This window comes from Amycolatopsis sp. NPDC051758 (genome assembly GCF_044453095.1).
GTDB lineage: Bacteria > Actinomycetota > Actinomycetes > Mycobacteriales > Pseudonocardiaceae > Amycolatopsis.
Window position 1 is genome coordinate 1 of sequence record NZ_JBITCJ010000025.1, and the last position, 17643, is coordinate 17643.

Here is a 17643-nt window from a genome sequence, read left to right on the forward strand (position 1 = left end):
GGAACTCACGGGGGTAGGGCTTGGGCACGATGACATCCTTCCAGGCGAGGCCGAAGCCTCACACGTGAGGTGTCAACCAGACCCTGGGCAGCCCCCTTCGATGTAGGGTGCCGCCGGAAGCCAAACATGGATCCGGTTCGAAGAACTCACGCAGCAGGTAACTGTGCACGCCCAGCCGACCACGCAAACCGACCGCATCGTACCGATCGCTCAGCCTAACAGCCTCGAGCGATGGCATGTGCCGACCTGCGCGTCGCCGTCCCGCCGCCCAAACCCCGCAGCCAGCCGGCGGCCGGCGGCCGCGCGGAGGATAGCACACCGTGATGGCCACCAGCGGTCACGTCGTCTCCGACGCGGGGAGGTGAAACCAGGCGGAGGTGGTGAGAACGGGATTGTCGGTGGAGGACGGACATCGCGATCGCTGTTCGCGTCGCTGAGGTGATCACCATCAGAGCGCGCCACTGGCGAGCAGGTCGCCTGAGATATGAGCCTTCGGCGTTCCTCTGAGCCTCTGTATCAACGCACTGACCTGGGATTTTCGCGCGGACCGGTGCGGGCCGGCACACGACCGACAGCGCTGCAGACAGTCCGCCGGTCCGCCTTGGAGCGAGCCAGATGCCCTCCGCATCTTTCCAGACGTACTCGCCGCAGGGAGCGACTCGATTCATCACCTCGCGGTGCCTGCCACCACGACTGCCAGAATGTCCCGATGAACTCGCGCGTCTGGTCGACGAAGTCAGCCGTCTTGGCTACATCCGGCTTCGCGGCCGTGACCGGCAGTCTCATCTGGTTGACGTGGTGGTTGCTGGGCAAAGGCAACGACGGAGCCGGCATCGCGAACGTCCTGGCGCTGCCGTTGACTGCGTTCGGCTTGATCGCCACGGCTTGGGGAATCAACGCACGGCCGCGAGCCGACAACCCGGAAGTGCTTGCTGCCGAGGCACGATCCGCCCTCGCGAAGATCATTACTGCCGAATCGCGCGCGCTGCAGCGTCTGCTCGGGGACAGCGGGGACACTCGGGCCGCCGACATTGGGTTCGCCCAGCCGGTACCGTCCGACATCCACTGGCGGACCGACGGCGGCGGTGCCGCAGGAACGTCAGCCACGATCAAAGATTTCTTCACTGGCCTCGCACGAGGTCGGTTGGTCATCCTCGGCGGACCCGGTTCGGGCAAGTCCGTGCTTGCTCTCCGCCTGCTGCTCGACCTCGCCAGGGCAGACCACGAGAAGGTGACGAGCCCCAGCTCAACGCTTCCGCGGATACGCCTTCCGTTCCGGGTGAGCCTCTCTGCCTTCTCCGCTGCTGCGGCCACCACGCCGGCCGACGTTCGCGATCGTCTCGATGAGTGGCTGGCGAACCAGCTCCAGGTCGTGCACGGAGTGCGGCTCGCCATCTCCCGTGAACTCGTCCGCGCCGGCTGGATCCTGCCGATTCTGGACGGCCTCGACGAAATGACCGAAGTCGGGGATGGCGTCGCAACTGTGCTGCGCGCGCTCAACCTCCCTCAAGGTCCCGATCGCTGGCCAGTCGTCCTCACCTGCCGGTCGGAGCGCTACACCCGAACCGCCGAGGACACCTGGCTGCAGGACGCGACGGTGGTGACGCTTCGTCCGCTCGAATCGCGTCAGGTCATCGAGTGGCTCATGTACCGCTTCCCCTCCCCCGGCAGACCCGACGGCGTACAACAACGCTGGCAACCTGTCGTCAACCGGATACGCCGGCACCCGAGGGGACGACTGGCGACCTGTCTCAGTTCCCCGCTGCATCTGTACCTCGCGACATCCGGTTACCAAGCCGCCCGCAGCAAGCCGCAGGAGCTGCTCGGACTCACGAGGGAGCAACTGGACAACCACCTGTTCGGTCAGCTCCTGCCGGCCGTGGTCGCACACCACCCGCGTCCGGACGGCCGCCACTACGCGGCTGACGACGCTCATCGCTGGCTGCGTACATTCGCCCAGCACCTTGCCCGTCTGGGCGCAAGCGGGCGCTCGAGCTCGGATTTGTACCTGGATCAGCTGCCGTTGGCAACCCGCAAGCGGCACACGAAACCGTGGTGGGTTGGCGTGACCGCGTTGTGGGTCGCCGGCTTCTTCCTCCTGACTCGGCTCTTGGACTCCGCCCTGCAGGTTTCCGGCACTCCGGTGAAGGAACTCGAAAACGCCGCCTGGATCGGCTTCCTGACAACGGCGGGACTCGGCGCCCACTACGCGTTGTACGGCACAGTCGGGCAGTGGCGTTTGCTGCGGATCGAGCCACGACAGGCGCTCACGCGGCCCGGTCTGCGCTCGCTGGCTCTGGGCATGGTGGTCGGTCTCACCGGGGCAGCCGTCTTCGCCCCCGGCGCCAGCGAGCTATTGGGCACAGACATCGGTGTGCCTCTCGGCCTTGCCGTCGGATTGGCGCTGGGCGTGACCCGCGGACTCAGCGCGATCCCGGCGGCCGCAGCCCGCCCGAGCGACCCGGTACGCCAATCGATGCTGCACGACCTGACTTTTCCCGCACTGTTCACGATCATCGTCACCATCTCGGCGGGGCCCGTGATCGGCTTCAGTTTCAGCACGATCGTCGTCGTGTTCCTGGCATTCGGATCGCAGTGGTCCCACTACCTCCTCGTCGTGGTGATCTTGGCTCGTCGAGGCGCGCTGCCGACGAGGCCTGCACGTTTCTTGGACTGGGCATACGAGGCCGGGCTGGTCCGGATGTCGGGGATCGCCGTGCAGTTCCGGCACCACGCGCTCCAGACCTATCTCCTGGCCGCGACCCGCGCACAACGAGGAGCTGCGGAGCCTCTCGAGCGCGGGGACGGATTAACTTCCGAGCGCTGAAAGGTCGCGTAATCGACCAACGAGCGCGTCGGTAAGCCCTTCACCCCGTGCGCGGTGCCCGGGAGTGTTCTCGCGCAGCGCCTTTTCCAATCCCACGGGTGCCCGCGACGGCGCCCAGCATGCTCGGCCGTCGTGAATAAAAAGCGCAAAGCGGCGGTGGCGCCGTACCAACTCCGGCGTGGGGCAGCTCTGCCAGCAGCACCCAGCTGTGTTTGCCGCGGAGGCGCTCGGTGACCGCGTGGGAGCGGACCGCCGAGCGCAGGTCCCGCACGACCCGGACGCGCAGCCTGTCGGCGCCGTGGCGGTAGAGGCGCTCGAGCATGTGGTGCTCGCCGTTGGTGGCGACTCGCTCGTCGACGCAGCGAGGTGCGGTCAAGCCTGCGTCCCCACGCCCGGCCAGGTCGGCCGGAACCCGTGCACCATCCCCTCGGATTTTCCGAGCGCAGGGCGGAAGATCCACTCGTCTCCATCGACGCGGTACGCGCCGTCCGAGCCCGGCTCGATCCGCCACGGCAGATAGCCGTCGCAAGCTCGCCGATGCTGGTGCACATGGACGAGGGTGTCGCGGTCGAAGTAGGCCAGCGGATGTTCGTCAGGGGCTCCCTCGTGGGCGTGGGCACAGAATGCGGCCACGGCCTCGGCGACTTCGGGCCGGAACACCGGGATGCACCGGTCGCCGTCCTGGTGGGGCTCGATGCGGGCGGGGAACGCGCTGCTGGGAAGGGCACTGGGAGCGCAGGTCACCAAGGTTTCGTTCACGCGGCGGTGGTAGCGACGCTCGAGCAGCACCGCGCGCTGGCGGGATAAGTGGGCGGGGGTGCGGGTAGGGCCGGACAAGAACCAGCGGCCCAGCTCCCCGAGCGGGTAGCGGCCATCGACGTCGGGCCCGATCTCGTGGCGGTGGCGCGCGGCGTTCCCTGTGAGAACAACCAGCAAGTCGCCTTCAAAGCGGGCCAGCGGGTACCAGTCCGGGTCGACGGGGTAGACCAGGTTGAGCCAAGCGCACATCGCTTCGGCGACCTCGCGGCGCAGTCGGGGCCGAACCCACAGGCCGTGGTGGCGGCGAGGCTCGATCACGGCGGGAAAGCTGGCTTGGCGCGGTTCGGCGTGGGCGGCGGGGACGAGTTCGATCCAGTACTCGCCGGCGGTGAGCGTGATGGCCGCCGACGAGTCACTGGTGGCGGGCGTGATCATCGAGCATCTCCTTCGGTGGCGGGGAGGTGGTCCTCGGGGCGGGTCCAGCGGTGCCTCGCGGGATCCCACGTGGCGGTGGCCATCAGGCGGTTGAGGTCGGGCATCCCGGATTCGAGCATCCAGCCGAACTCCTCGCACTCGACTTCCCCGGGCCACCGACCCGTCCAGACGTCCCGGGGACAGCGGCACGACGCTTCGCGCTGGTGCCCGGTGGCCAGACAACGGGCCACGTCACAGGCCTCGCGATGTGCCTGTCCGATGCCGACCCAACAGCTGGGACAGATCGGCTCCGGTGGCGTGCGGTGCGGTGTCACGAGGTGACCTTCGGCGTGTCGTGCAGTTCGGCGAGCATGTCGCTCCACTGGCGCGCCTCGGATCCGATGTGCACGTTGTTCAGCCGGAAGTTGTCGCCTTTGAGTCGGAGGTGGGTGGCGCTGAGCTCACCCCCGGCGATGAGGACCTCCGCGCACCGCAGATGGATTCCGGCCCATTCCAGGCATCGCCGGTAGTCGTCCATTTCGACGCCGTGGCCGCCGAGATCGAGGTACATGGCGCGGGCGCGGGCAAACAACGTCTCGGCGGCGAGATAATGCTCGGCCGCGCTGCGCGGTTCCGACCTCGCATCAGCCGTCGTGGCAGTCAGCGTCTGTAGTGAGTTGTCGTCGGTCATGGTGTTCTCCGTGATCGTCGTGGTGCAGAGTGGATGGCCGGGGCGTCAGCGGACGGTCAGGGCCGCCGTGGTGTGGCGGTCGGCCAGCGTCGGGTGGTTGGTGTGGCGGTCGTGGTCGGCGATGAGCACCCGCACGCCGAAGCGTGGCGGGCCGCCGTCGGGGTCGGTCCATCCGTAGAGGGCGGGCAGGCTGGTCAGGGCGTCGCGGGCGAGGTCGGCGGCGGGATCGCCGTCGCGGAATCCAAGGACCTCGATCTCCAGCTCGACTTCCGAGAAGTCGGCGGTGACGGCGTAGCGCAGGTCCGGTGCGAGCCGCTGGTGGAGCGCGGCGAGTTCGGGTGGCGTTCCCGGCCCCGGTGGCAGGGTGAGGTCGGCCAGGATCCGCATGCCCAGGTCCTCGATTTCGTCGCAGTGGGTTCTACCCAGCAGCGGCCCGTAGCGGCGGGTGACGGTGTCGGCGGCGTCGATCCCGGTGTAGCCGCAGGTGTCCCGGCCGGGCGGGAACACCACCGGGGACTCACCCGGTCCGGGCGGGATGTACTGGCCCGCGCGGGCCGACCATCGTTGTCCGCGCTGGCAGGTCCAGACTGCGCCGTTGTCGAAGGCGTAGGTCAGGTCGGTGCCGTGGCTGGTGGGCCACAGCCACGACCAGATCGAGAGGGGTGGGCTGGTGGCGTATCCGATCTCGTCGCGGTGGACCGCGTCGCCGAGGCGCTCGACTCGCCGGCGGAATTCCTCCGCGGTGCCCACACGCTCGATGCCGGCGAGGCTGGTGCAGGCGCAGTGGTTGAGGTCGATCGAGGCGACCCACTCGGCGTCCGCGCCGCGGCCGAGGTAGAAGTCGTGGGTGGTTGCGCAGCTCATCGGACGTCACCGCCGAGGGTGGGCATGGCGGCGGGTTTCTCCCGCATCAGCGGCATCGGCACCGACGGCGGGGCGACCGGGTCACGAAGCCACGCATGGATGTCGGGTGGCCCGAGCGGGTCATCGCCCTCAGGGAATCGCGGGTCGAGCGGGTCGATGCGGTGCCAGCGCACGCCGCCGCCCACGGTGACGAACACGGCCTCGGCAGCAGGATCGAAGGTGATGACCCAGCTGCTGTTGTGGCTGCTGCACCAGAGCCACGGCCAGCCGGATTCGCGGCGATAAGCCCGGCCGAGGCCTTCGTCCTCCCAGACGTCGAGGGTGTCGGTGACCGCCGCCCGGAAGGTGAGTGCCTTCGTGGTGGTCAGTGCCAGCCGCCGCGGCGCGACGGCGAGGAAGTTGTCGGGATAGCACTCTCCTTGCAGAGAACCGATCCACTCGGCATTCTCGCCGCGTCCGACATAGAAGTCGGTGTAGCTCGACATCGGCCGTCCTCCCTTATCGTGGTGGCGCGTAGGGGTTGGTGTGAAAGTTGAGGCGTGCGGGTGCCGGAACGCACGCATAGGGGTCTGGCGGCCGGTAGGGCGGGTCCCAGGCGTAGTGGGCGGTGTCCTGATCGCGCTCGGCGGCGTGGCCGAGGAGGCAGGCCAGCACGATCACCGGAGTCCACGGACCCGGCAGGAGCACGGCCAGCACGGCCCACAGAAGCCTTTTCTTCCTGTTCTGCATGGTTTTCTCCTCAGATAGGGCGCGGAGGGGAACCGCCGATCACGTGATGGCGGGCTCGGAACCCTCGGGCGTGTTCGGCGGTCGGTCGCGATCGTGCTGGCTCGGTGCCTGGAGTCCTGCGGGCGTGGAATCGGCAGCGGCGTCTGGGGATTGCGCCAGCGCCTGTGCGATTCGAGGTGCGCAGGCGATCGCGTCGTTGATCGGCATGGTCAACTCGATGCGCATGAGATCGTCGAACCCCAGGTAATAGACGCTCACTCGTTCGGGCCACTTCCGGTCACGGCCCGTCTCCCCGGGAAACCGGGCTTGCAACTGCGTGGCGACCTGCTCGCGGACGACTCGCTGCCGTTCACGCGCGTCGATGCGCTCACGCTTGATCGTCCGGGCGCGAGTCAGCAGCTTGTGGAAGGTCGGGATGAGGTGCTGGTGAATGTAGGACGCCACCTCGGCGGCCGGGGTGCCCACCGCGAACCCGGAAAAGGGATCCTCCTCGCCGCGTTCCTGCCACACCCAGACGTCCAGGAGCTCACGCGGTACCTCCCCGGGTATCAGGTGATAGCCCCACGCCCGCTGCTGCCAGACCGCCAAGCCGATGCTGAACCCGGTGCTCAGGCACAGCAGATCGGCGACCTCACCAGAGTCGCGGCCACGGCCGACGGTCCACTTGCCCGGCAGCGCCGCGGCGATCTGGATCGCCTCGAGCGCTACCCGGTCGTGCTTCGTGAGACGTGGAGTCGACGCGGCAGGGGTGGTGGTGTCCGGTGTCCTGATCGTCGTCATCACCGGTGTTCCTTTCGATGGTCGTGTCGAAGCCCGGTCTCTAGGCACCCGCGGCATGGAGACAATGCGGGTGGTGGCCGGGGTCGCCGTGAAATTCCACGGGTGCGGTGTCGGTGCCGTGGTGGTCGGCCTCGGGGTCGAGGTGCGCGCCGAGGTCGGCGAGGCCGGCGACGCGCGCGACCGGGACCCCCGGTGCCTCGCAGTGCGGGCACGGACCGAGCAGCAGCCAGCCCCACGACGGTTGAAACCCGGCCAGGTCCGGGATGAACTGCCAGCGGAGGCTGCCTTCGCCCGTGACCTCGAACAGGTCGCCGGGGGTGACGCTGGTGTCGATGCCGTAGCGGCGGTGCGGGTCGTCGCGCGCGAGCACCGTGTCGGCGGGAATCCCAAGCGCAGCGGCCAGGTTCGCCGCCGATGCTGCGCGTCGCGACCATCGGGATGCGACGGCGTAGCGCTCGTCGAATTCGCGGGGCGCGGCATCGCGGTAGCGGCGGGCCATGGTGATGGCTCGCTCGGCCAGTGAGGTAACGGCGGCGCTGGTCATGGTGGAACGGTCCCTTCGTGTCGTGCTGGCGGGTGGTCTTCAGGCGGGCGACTGGTCGGCCAGGTCAGGAAGCGGCACAACCACGGGACCTCCGAACGCGATGGCGAGGCGGCAGCCGAAGGAGTCGGGGGCGTGCACGTCCCAGAAGCCCCGACAGATCGCCTGCTGCCCGGTCGGGATCCCGGCGTCGGGCAGGGTCGTATGGCAGACGATCCAGCTGCCGCGTCCCAGTGCCGCCCGGACCATGTCCTCGCGCGCGCCCTCGTCGAGGTGCATCAGGTTGCCGGGGCGGAAGATGCAGGTCAGGCACTTGCCCTCCAGCGTGCGCGGAAGGCCTGTGGCGCCGTCGACGACGTCACCACACCGCGACGCGTCCCCGTCAACCGCCATCGGTGTCTGGAAAAGTAGTTCCCGCGTGGGTTCGACCATGGCGTTGCCGTCCTGTGTGGAATCGCGGATGGGGTTAGTTCGTCATGGGGCAGGGATTCACCGCGGGTATCGGTCCCTGCCCAGTTCGGCGCGCAACTGGGCGAGGGTGTGGCCGCTGCGCAAGTGGTGCCACAGGTGCCAGCCGTTGACCGTGACCGGGGTGGCAAGACTGGTGGCCAGCGTGGAGACGGCGGAGCTGCTCACGTGGCGGGGTTCGGTCCCTCGGGCCAGGGATCCGCTGTGGCAAACGGTGGCGGTGTGTCCATTCCACGTCAGGTGGTCGCCGACCGCGACCAGTCCGGCATCGATCAGTGTTCCGAGTGCGTCCGGGGTGTTGGGAATCAGTCCGGACGTGGCGCGCTCGATCTCGAGGATCGAGCCGTACGTCCGCCACAACAACGCACGATTGGCTTGCTCAGCCAGCATCCGCATCCAGGACAGCACGGTGGTCGCCACGTGATGCGGCCACCGCGCGTCCAGACCGGACAGGGTCCGCACGCTGCACCACTCGTCTGCGTGGGCGGCGAGGACCTCGACGTCGACCCGGGTGGGGTTGAGATCCGCATGCGGGAACAGCTGTACCACGACATCGCCCCGGTTCAGGGTCGCGGGTGGCGGCCCGGGTAGCCATGCCCCGGCGAACAGCGAGGCGGCGTCGGTGTGGGCCGGGTCGGGGCTGGGGGCCGTCGGACCGTGTCCGCGCCCGTGGGTGGTGAGCCCTACCGTCGTGATGACGAAGGCCCACGTGCCCTCGGGGTTGCGCAGCGGCACCGTGCCCGGGGCGGCGGGAACCAAGGGCACCGCATCAGGCGGGACGGTCGGGTCGACGGCGGTCGATGTGATGCTCATGGCGTTGCTCCAATCGTGCGGGGATGGTGGTCCCGGGGCCCTCGCCCCGGGACCGGTCGCGGTCAGCGGGTGGCGCGCAGAGCGGCGGTGGCGGCCCGCCCGATGGCCCGGGCGGTCGTTGCCGGGTCGGTCAGGGTGTGCACGGTGACGCCGTGCATCGGGTCGGCGTTGGGGGTGTCGGGTGCCAACCACAACACCCCGCACCCGTTCTTCCGCAACCGGTCGAGCATCGTCTGGCCCTCTTTCCGGTACTCGATCTCGAACCTGCCGTCGGAGATGATCACCAGCAGCCGCGCGGCGGTCGGGTGGGACAGGTCGAGGGCACCGTCGAGTGCGCTGATCGCGGTGTCGATCACGTGCCCGCCCAATCGGGTGCCAAAGGTGGTCACCCGGGCTGGAGTCGCCCCAGGGCGGATGATCGGGGTGACTTTGCCCGCGCCGAAGACCACGGTGGCGGTGGTGGCGGGCACGGTGGTGTGGCGGGCAGCGTGGGCGAGGATCCAGGCAGCCGAGGCCACGGGGCCGGTGAAGGCGCTCATGGAGTCGGTGACGTCACATATGATCCCCAGCCGCAGCGGTGGGGCGGGCACGGCGTGGCGGGTCGTGCGCATGAACGGTTCGGCGGTGGGGACCGCGCCCGCCGCGCGTTGCGCGTCGGCGGTCATCGCGCCGCGCATCCGCAACCGTCCCGGAGGGACCGACGACCGGGTTTTCGTGGCGGTGCGTTCCCGGTGTCCGGCGGTCGTCAGCGTGCGGGCGAGGTGCCGCGCGGCGGTCCGTTCGGTCGCGCCCGGCGCGCGCGTGCCCTGGATGTGGCGGGCGGTCGGGTCGTGCCCGGTTCCGATGCCGCCGAACACCGAGTCCGCCGCGGCCCGCGCGGCCGCGCGTGCCTTGTCGTCGGCCGCGCGGGCCTCGATGGCTTGCGTGACGGGGTCGGTGGGTGCGGGTGTGGCGACGACCGCGCGCGCGATCGCGGCGGCTGCGCTGGTGATCGCGCCCGCCAAGGGCGACGGCGTACCGGTCCCGGTGGCGTTGGGGTCGGGCGTGTCAGGTGGCTGGTTCGGGTCGGTACCGAGGGCTTCGCACCAGCGACGCCCGAGTTCGATCATGCGGGCGGTGTCGTCGTCGGCGGTGCGGTGCGCGGCGCGCCAGATCCGGCGCAGTTTCGCAAGCGTGCCGGTGCCGAGGATGCCGCGCACGACCCGGGCAACAGCGGCGACTTCGCGGCGGGTCAGGATCCCCGCGTCCACCCGTGCCAGCAGTAGCGCAGCACTACGGGCGGCGTCCTGTGTGGTCATTTGGGGTGCGGCGGCGGGGTCGGCCGCTTTGGTGTCGGCGAGGATCAGGTTGGTGGCGCTGGCGCGCAGCCAGTACCGGTCACCTGGGCGGTACTGGACTTGCCGCGCCTCCATCCGGGACTCTTCCAACGCGTCGGCGGCGGCCGCCGCGCTCGGGGGTGCGTCGGCGGGCGCGCGCCAGCGGGAAAAGTGAGCGTGGCCCGCCTCGTGGGTCAGCAATCCCCAGATGGTCCGGTAGCGCTTGCGGTCCCCGACCCGGTGGGGTGCGACCGTGGCGGGATCGACGCCAGGGTCCAGGTGGGTGCCGTCGACCTCGATGGTGGCGAGGTCCGGGAAGAAGCAGGCCGGCGCGCCGTGTCCGGCCCCGGGGGCAACGGTGACCACCAGGTCGTTCCGGTCGGCGATGGCGGGGACCTCGTCCCCGAACGCAGCGGACAGGGTCAGCCATCCGGGGTCGGCAGGGAACACTGCGGTCGGGGTGGACGTGGCGGCGGCAACGTGGGCGGTCATGTGGTCGGTCCTTTCCGGGCGGCGCGCGCGGGTCGGCAGTGGTGGGGCTGGTTAGAACTGCGCGCCCAGGGACAGCGGGGCGACGTTGGCACCGAAGGTGTTGCGCACCGCGGTGGCGACCGCTTCCCGGTCCTCCTCGGGTGCGATGCCGATCAGGTTTCCGGCGGCGGCAGTGAGGCCCAGCGCGTCGGCGATCCGGTTGAACGCGATCAGCTCCCGCAACTGCGGTGCCCATCCGATCTCGCCCTTTTCCTGCTGTGCGGCGAGGTTCTTCGCGACCCGCACCGCCTTGTCGTTGATCTTGAGTTTGGTGGCGAGCTCGTAGTCGGTGGACACGTGGATCTGTGCGGCGAACCGGGAGGAGAGCGCGTCGGTCAGTACCGCGCCGTGGACCCCGGGATTGTGTCCGGCTACGACGTAGAACCCGGGCGCGGCGTCGACCACCTCGTTCTGGTGGGCCTTGATGGTGATTTGGCGGCGTCCGTCCATCGCGGGATACACCACCGCGAGCACGGTCGGCGGGATGAGGGTGGCGTCGTCGATGAACAACGCGCGCCCCTCACGCATCGCGCGGACCAGTGGCCCGTAGGCGAACTCGTAGCGTCCCTCCGGGGTTTGGGTGTAGGACCCCACGAAGTCGTCGGTCACGGTGTCGCTGTCGCCCTGAATGGTCACGAGGTCGTCGAACGCGGCTTCCACCACCGACGTTTTCCCGGTTCCGGGCGGGCCGTACATGAGCGCGGACACGCCCGCTTCCCGCAACCGTCGCAGTGCGGTCACGTCGGACAAGCCGGACAGTTTGCGAGGGTGATACATCTGGCCGTTGGGGCGGCGTACCGGCCCGGTCACCAACACAGGCGGTGCTGGCGGCGTGGCGGGCGCGGGGGCGGCGGTGGTCGCGGTGCCGCGCGGGATGACCGTGGCCCGTCGCGCGGCGTCGGCAGTTTTGGCGGTCGCGCGGTAGGTAAGGGGGTTGGTGCCGACCTTTTTGGCTTCCCCGCGCGCTTCCAGGGTCGCCAGCGCGTTGCCGACCGCCCCAGACGACTTCCCGCCGAGCTTGCTGGCGATGGTTCCGGCGGTGAGCGCGGCGGCGGGGTCGTGGGTGAGCTGTTCGGCCACCATGCGGCGGAGTTCGCCGTTGCGCAGTCGGTTGGCCGCGCCCGGGGCGGCGGACGCGCTGCCCGTGGCCGGAGTCGTGGCTGGCGTGGTCATGGTGTCGGTCCTTTCAGGTGCGCGGCGGTCATGGGCCGACGTCGCGGAGTTGGGCGTCCGTTGACTTCGTCAGCGCTATGTGGCGGGAATCTCGGTAAGCGCGGGATGGAGGTTCAGAGGTCTCACACGTAGTCCAGGTAGACCGACACCCACACGTTCCCGGTCTCCTGTAGGACATCGGCCACGACATACTCGTAGCCGTTGTGCAGAATTCGGGTGCCGAACGGGGGCAGTGCGGCGAGCTCGACAAAAACCCGGCCTTCGTCGGGGGCCACGTCGTTCGGCATGAACAGTCGCGCCCTGATCAGCGGGATGACCCGGACCACCGTCTCGGCCAGCTGTTCGCCGACGATGCGCCGAAAGTCGTTGTCGCGGGTTCGGGTTGCATCACCCGGGACTGCGGGCGTCGCGCGAGGGATCACACTGGTGGGTGGCGTGGTCATCGGTGGTCCCTTTCGTGGCTGGGTGCGGGATGCCGGGGCGGATCGGGCGGTGGTGCTGGTCCTTAGTGGACGAACCAACACCACGCGCGGGGTTCACGCCGTGGCGAGTGTGTGGGCGAGCGTGGCGACGGCTTCGGCTTCGCTGTTGGCGTGGTAGTGGGTTCCGTCGGCGGCGACGATCCGCCACTGGTCGCCGCACACGGTGTCGGCGGCGTAGAAACTCCCGACGAACCCGCCGTCGATGTCGCGGGCGACCGTGCCGTACAACGTCATTTGGGCGTCGGCGGGGTCGACGATCACGGCCGTGATCGTGCATCCGTTCGCGGCGGATTTCCGAACGACGATGTCGGGAAGGGGGCCGGGGTCGGCCATGGGGTCGACGACCCGCACAACGTCCGGGTTGCCGCTGTTGTCGTGGTTCATGGTGTTCCTCGTTTCGGGGTGTGGTGTCGTCGCGCTATAAGGTGATACGGCCGATGACCGCCACCGTGTGCGCCGTCGTGTCGACGGTGTCGGCGTCCATGACGAGTCCGCAGTTGTTGCACACGTACAGCGGTTCGGGCCACTGTTCGGGCGTGGGGTCAACGCTGTTGCCGGTGCGGTCGACCGGGTCAAACCCCCCGCTACTGGGGATGTTTCCGCAGCGGCACCGCCACCGGTCGATTTCTTCGGCGATGATGGTGGCGACGTCGGCGGGTGCCAGCGTCGGCGTTGCGCGGTGCGTGTCCTGGTGGTTGCCAGTCATGGCGGGCCCCTTTTTCGTTGCGGGTGTTCGTGTTCAGTGGGCGGCCGCGAACTCGGCTTCCGTGGCGTCGGCGTTGCGCTGGTGGTTCGTGGCGGCGGCGTCGGCGGCGTCGCGGGTCGGGTGATCTTCGACCCAACCGCAGTAGCAAAACGCTTCGGCGGTTCCGTCTGCGTTGTCGGCGGTGTCGGCGTAGTGCATGACGGTCCCCATTCACGAATTACTGTCGGTGGCCATTACCGGCGGCTTAATTGCTGTCCCGTCGGTTTCGTTTGGCGCTTCCGGCTTTCCCGGTGACACAACAAACGTAACTCGACCCCGGGCGGTCGCGCAATAGATTCCCGGGGCCAATTTCGGGGAATTTCGGCGGAATTTCGATGCCGACAACGGGATTGGAACCATATTTGCACAGGTCAGCGAATTGCAGCAATGCACGGAATGACGACGCCGGCCGAGAACGAAGCCGTGCATTAGCGTAGATATTTGAATAAATAAAAAAGGGAAGCGAGACGGGCACAAGGTGACCGGAAGGGCACTGGTAAGGAGCCGCTGAACGTTGACGAACGCGGCTGACACCGTCGCCGGGCCCGATGTGCTTACCTGCTTGGTGTCAAGCGAGTCTGGGACACCGGTGGATCCCCCCGAAGGGGTCGTGAGCTGGAAGAACGGCTGACACGAGGGGATCCGCCTTAGGCGGATACCGGAGAACGAGACTGATCGGCAGGCGCGGCGGCCCCCCGGTTGGCAGTCACCCTCTGCGCAGATCCCGTGTGCACTGGTGGCAGTGGGTGATTGCCGGTGGGTGTCGGGATCGACGCTAGAGGTGCCGGCGTCGCGGTCGAAGCGGTGAGCACGCGCGCGGAACCGAGCCGTGGACATGGCGTGCGACGGTCGTGCGCCACGCTCGATGCGCGGCGGTGGTGACATTGCGATGAAATAGCGGGGCGTACGCACGGGTTTCTTTTTCTTAGGCGTCGACGATTGTGCTGCCACCGTCGACGCTAGCATCGGCGAGACAGAGATCCCGGCACGATATCGAGGTAATCTCCTGTTCCGTCCAAATACCTTTGAGTCGTTCGAGTTATGCCTCGTTGGACACAGCGCCGAGATGTGCGTGAAACCGTCGGAGTGTGTGTTCATGGCGTAGTGGATCGGGTGCCCTCGTCGAGGGGTATGCCGGTCTCGCGCTCGCGTAGGCGGCGGGCGAGGTCGACGGTGTCCGGGGTGGGTTTGAGGTCGACTTCGGCGAGGCGGGTCCGTAGCAGAGTGAGTGTGCGGGAGATTTCGTCGTGGCGGCCCAGGGTGTGTTGCATGCGCATGATGTCGCGGTAGAGCAGTTCGTTGTGAGGGTCGAAACTGCGCGCGGTTTCGAGCAGGTCCAAGGTGTAGTCCGGGTCATCCTCGACTCGGGCGCGGGCGAGTGCGGCAACGGCTTCGAGTGCGTCCCGCCGCGTGGATTCGCGGGCGGCGACGAGCCACTCGGTGTCCAGGCCCTCGGCCAGCGGCCCGCCGTAGTGCGCCACGATGGCCTCGTAGGCGCGGGTGCGCCGCTCGGGTGTGGTGGCAGTGCGGCGGGCGGTGACCGCGTCGGCGAAGCCCCAGTAGTCCACCTCCACGACGGCCGGGTCGAGCCGGTAGTGACCGTGCTCAGCCAGGATCGGGTCGCTGACGGCGCCGCGGGTGGCGGTGTTGAGCGTGCGGCGGATCCGGGAGACGACGGTGCGCAGCACGCTGGCGGGGTTGCGGGGTGGCTGGTCCGGCCAGAGGGCGTCGACGATCCCGTCCCTGGACGCTCCGCCGGGGTGTACTGCGAGAAATACCAGCAGTTCGACCGGCCGGCTGCTCAGCTCGCCGGACAGGTCACGCGCGTCAGCGTCGGGGAGGGCCGGGTCGTGGCGCCAGTGCAGGGCAGGAGTGCCGAACACGGTCAGCGTCAGCGGCGCGGGTCGTGTCGGATCCGTGCCCTCCGTCGCCGGCAGGGCCCGGGACTCACGGCCGGACGCGCCGGCGTCGGCCGAAGCCGGCTCCCCTGGGGGCGGGCCCGAGGTGAGTTCCAGACGGTGCGAGGAGGTTGCGCCGGTATCCGGCTGGGCTGGGTCGACACGTGGCGGTGTCGCCGCGCGCTCGGACCCGGGTTCTCCACTGCGCGATGCGGGATCGTCGTGCGGGTTGCCGCAGCCGTCGGGGGCCTGCGCGGTGTACAGGAGGTTCAGCAGATCGCGGGTGGCGGTTTCGGGCAGGGTGAAGCTGCGGGTGCCGCGCAAGGGTTCGCCGAGCCCGGGGTCAGTCGCAGAGATCGTCCCGCCGGCGGCGACGTAGGCGGTCACCCCGGGCCGCCATTGGCCCAGCAGCAGGGCTGTGACGCCGAGGTGGGCGCCGTTGTCGAGCAGGTGCTGCAGCCGCGCCTGCTGCTCCGGTTCGGGAGGTGGTGTCGTGATCAGGACGGCGGGCCGGGGCGCATCCGGCGCCTCGAGGGCGGCCAGCGCGGTGTCCAGGTCGGCCACGATGCGCAGCGCTCCCGGTAGGCCAGTAGCCGGCGTTGGGACGCCCAGCAGGCGAGCCAGGTCGGTGGCGGGTGCGAGCACTCTCGGCGACGGTGCTCTGTTGCTTTCGTCGGTGAGGATGGTGAGCAGCAGTGCCCGGGCCGCGGCGTAGCCGCCGGGACCGACCAGGCCGAGGCCGTGCACGCGAGCCAGGTCGAGGGCGAGCTGGGTGGCCTCGCCAGCTGTGGCGCCGGTGATCCTGGAGCCGGGAGGTGTGGTCGTGTGAAGGGCGATGTCGACCGGCCACGAAGGCGTCGCCGACCCGCTGCCGGAGCCGGTGGGGGCTGCGGCGACCACGCGACGGCTGTGCGGAACCAGCACTTGCACCTGCCCCTCGCTACTGCGGTGGGCCGGTTCGCGACGGTGCTGCCGGATGGCGGGGACGTCGGCTTCGGTACCGCAGGCATCGGGACCGCTGGCGTCGTCGCACTCGCTGTCGACCTCCAGTGCAGTGTCTTCGTCGTGGTGCTGGGCGCGCAGGTGAGCCAGGCGCAGCTGATACACCACGGGCGCGGCCAGCAGGTCCTCGTCGCGTCGGCCGCCGCCGGGCCGGTAACGGACCTGGCGGCGGCGGCGCGCGAGCAGGAGTAGGCCACTGACCGCCGCGGCGAGCCCCAGGCTGACGAACACCTCGCCGCTGCCCCAGGTCACTGCGCCCCCGGCAGAACGGTCCGCAGCAGTGTCGGTACCGAGGTTCGCAGCGGAAGGGGCAGGGGCCGCAGGCCGTGGCGCGATCGTGCCGGGCGCTGGAGGCGCCGGTTCGGTGGCCGGGGCCGGGATGGTGCGGCCAGGATCCGCGGGTGGCGGTGCTGAGACGGGAGCGGCGGGTACTGGGCCGGTCGTGGGGATGTGGAGCGTGTCGCCTGGGTGGATCAGGTTCGGGTTGGTCAGCACACGCCCGCCGGGCTGGGTGCTGCCCTGATTGAGAGCCCAGATCTCGACCCACCGGTCCCCGTCGCCCAGGCAGCGTTGCGCGATGCGCCACAACGAGTCGTGCACGCCGTCCTCCGGCGGCCGGACCCGTTCGGTGCCGGGCTGGGCCGGAGACGGGGACGGTCGGCTGACGGGGTGCTCGTCGGCGACCGACATGGCCCCCGCACGAATGTTCGCGGCCGCCGATGAGGCGCCGACAGACTGAACGGCCCCGGCCGGGATGGTCGCTGGTGCGGCGGTGGCGGTGCGGCCCAGCACCGCCACGAGCAGGGCCCCGACGAGCACGGCCGCGACGCGTCGCACCGGACCGGCCTGCCGGCGCAGGGGCGACTGCTGGGCGCCTCGGGCGATATCGACGACGCAGGCCGAGACATCGAGGACGAACACCAGCCACAGCACCCACAACACGCACGCGAGAATGTCGAGCAGGAGACGTGTCGACATCGGTGCCATCAGCACCGCACCGAGCTCGTCCAAGCTCGGCAGATGATCCGGCAACGGCCACCCGACGCCACAGACAAGCGCCCAGGGCAGACCGGCCACCAGCACGGCCAGCAGGCCGAGCGCGAGCAGCCCCCGCACGCCCACACCCAGCAGCCGGACGGCATGCGCGATCGGCGTGCGAACGGCCATCAGCTGTGCGCCGCCCCGGCCGCGGCTTCCGCTGACTCGGCCGGCGCCTGCGCCGCGGTCCGCGCGGCAGGCGGTTCGGTGGCTGCCTTCGAGCGGTGGCCACTGGCGCCGTGGGTCTTCGCGCGCGGCCGTGCGCGCTTGCCGCTACGGGAGGATCTGGTTGCGTCCTCGAGCCAGCGGGTGAGATCGGCGACGGGGATGTCGGTGACCTGCGCCAGCTCGGCCGCGTCGATGACATCGCCGGCCTCGGTCAGGACCGTCCCGAGTTCGCGTTCGAGCTCGGCGACCTGCCCGGCCAGTTCGGCGCGCCGGCGAGCCAACTGCCCCACAACGGTGGCCGCCTGGGCCCGGCGGACGCTGCGTTCGGAATCGCGTTCCTCGATGCGGCGGGTGATCTCGTTTTCCGAGGTGACCATGCGGTCCCTCCTTTCGTGGTCCTGCAC

Annotated in this window: 18 protein-coding genes; 1 reads left to right on the top strand and 17 read right to left on the bottom strand. The window is 69.5% G+C overall.

Going from position 1 to position 17643, the window contains the following annotated elements; genetic code table 11:
- Positions 1-709 precede the first annotated feature (709 nt).
- Positions 710-2827 carry an NACHT domain-containing protein gene (locus ACIA5G_RS52185; RefSeq protein WP_395937741.1) on the top strand — a complete coding sequence of 706 codons (2118 nt, stop codon included), beginning with the start codon at positions 710-712 and terminating at the stop codon, positions 2825-2827.
- Positions 2828-3199: 372 nt separating this feature from the next.
- Here the strand turns inward: ACIA5G_RS52185 and ACIA5G_RS52190 are convergent, their stop codons facing one another.
- The 17 genes from ACIA5G_RS52190 to ACIA5G_RS52270 form a co-directional block, all read right to left on the bottom strand.
- Positions 3200-4021 carry a hypothetical protein gene (locus tag ACIA5G_RS52190; RefSeq protein WP_395937743.1) on the bottom strand — a complete coding sequence of 274 codons (822 nt, stop codon included), beginning with the start codon at positions 4019-4021 and terminating at the stop codon, positions 3200-3202.
- Positions 4022-4331: 310 nt separating this feature from the next.
- The gene (locus tag ACIA5G_RS52195; protein WP_395937745.1) at positions 4332-4691 is read right to left on the bottom strand and encodes a hypothetical protein; all 360 of its coding nucleotides are present in this window, start codon (positions 4689-4691) and stop codon (positions 4332-4334) included.
- Positions 4692-4736: 45 nt separating this feature from the next.
- Entirely contained in the window at positions 4737-5555 is an 819-nt protein-coding gene (locus ACIA5G_RS52200; RefSeq protein WP_395937747.1) for a hypothetical protein, read from the bottom strand.
- Positions 5552-6040, bottom strand: a complete 489-nt coding sequence (locus ACIA5G_RS52205; protein WP_395937749.1) for a hypothetical protein — start codon at positions 6038-6040, stop codon at positions 5552-5554. Before ACIA5G_RS52205 ends, ACIA5G_RS52200 begins: the two co-directional genes overlap by 4 nt.
- Positions 6041-6053: 13 nt before the next feature.
- On the bottom strand, positions 6054-6284 hold the full coding sequence (locus ACIA5G_RS52210; RefSeq protein ID WP_395937751.1) for a hypothetical protein: 231 nt from the start codon (positions 6282-6284) through the stop codon (positions 6054-6056).
- Positions 6285-6323: 39 nt separating this feature from the next.
- On the bottom strand, positions 6324-7067 hold the full coding sequence (locus ACIA5G_RS52215) for a hypothetical protein (protein ID WP_395937753.1): 744 nt from the start codon (positions 7065-7067) through the stop codon (positions 6324-6326).
- 37 nt (positions 7068-7104) lie between these two features.
- Positions 7105-7608 (bottom strand): hypothetical protein, encoded by a 504-nt coding sequence (locus ACIA5G_RS52220; RefSeq protein WP_395937755.1) that lies wholly within the window; start codon positions 7606-7608, stop codon positions 7105-7107.
- A gap of 39 nt (positions 7609-7647) precedes the next feature.
- Positions 7648-8037 carry a hypothetical protein gene (locus tag ACIA5G_RS52225; RefSeq protein ID WP_395937757.1) on the bottom strand — a complete coding sequence of 130 codons (390 nt, stop codon included), beginning with the start codon at positions 8035-8037 and terminating at the stop codon, positions 7648-7650.
- A 57-nt stretch (positions 8038-8094) separates the two neighbouring features.
- Positions 8095-8886: a hypothetical protein gene (locus tag ACIA5G_RS52230; protein ID WP_395937759.1), complete on the bottom strand. Its 792-nt coding sequence runs from the start codon at positions 8884-8886 to the stop codon at positions 8095-8097.
- 62 nt (positions 8887-8948) lie between these two features.
- On the bottom strand, positions 8949-10694 hold the full coding sequence (locus ACIA5G_RS52235; RefSeq protein WP_395937761.1) for a VWA domain-containing protein: 1746 nt from the start codon (positions 10692-10694) through the stop codon (positions 8949-8951).
- Positions 10695-10745: 51 nt separating this feature from the next.
- The gene (locus tag ACIA5G_RS52240; protein WP_395937763.1) at positions 10746-11906 is read right to left on the bottom strand and encodes an AAA family ATPase; all 1161 of its coding nucleotides are present in this window, start codon (positions 11904-11906) and stop codon (positions 10746-10748) included.
- A gap of 122 nt (positions 11907-12028) precedes the next feature.
- Entirely contained in the window at positions 12029-12349 is a 321-nt protein-coding gene (locus ACIA5G_RS52245) for a hypothetical protein (RefSeq protein WP_395937765.1), read from the bottom strand.
- Between the two features lie 93 nt (positions 12350-12442).
- The gene (locus ACIA5G_RS52250; protein ID WP_395937767.1) at positions 12443-12772 is read right to left on the bottom strand and encodes a hypothetical protein; all 330 of its coding nucleotides are present in this window, start codon (positions 12770-12772) and stop codon (positions 12443-12445) included.
- Positions 12773-12806: 34 nt separating this feature from the next.
- Entirely contained in the window at positions 12807-13094 is a 288-nt protein-coding gene (locus ACIA5G_RS52255) for a hypothetical protein (RefSeq protein ID WP_395937769.1), read from the bottom strand.
- A 33-nt stretch (positions 13095-13127) separates the two neighbouring features.
- Entirely contained in the window at positions 13128-13292 is a 165-nt protein-coding gene (locus tag ACIA5G_RS52260) for a hypothetical protein (RefSeq protein WP_395937771.1), read from the bottom strand.
- Positions 13293-14227: 935 nt separating this feature from the next.
- Positions 14228-17200 (bottom strand): BTAD domain-containing putative transcriptional regulator, encoded by a 2973-nt coding sequence (locus ACIA5G_RS52265; protein ID WP_395937773.1) that lies wholly within the window; start codon positions 17198-17200, stop codon positions 14228-14230.
- A complete protein-coding gene (locus ACIA5G_RS52270; protein WP_395937775.1) occupies positions 17200-17616 on the bottom strand; it encodes a hypothetical protein in 417 nt (138 codons plus the stop codon). Before ACIA5G_RS52270 ends, ACIA5G_RS52265 begins: the two co-directional genes overlap by 1 nt.
- Between the last annotated feature and the right edge of the window lie 27 nt (positions 17617-17643).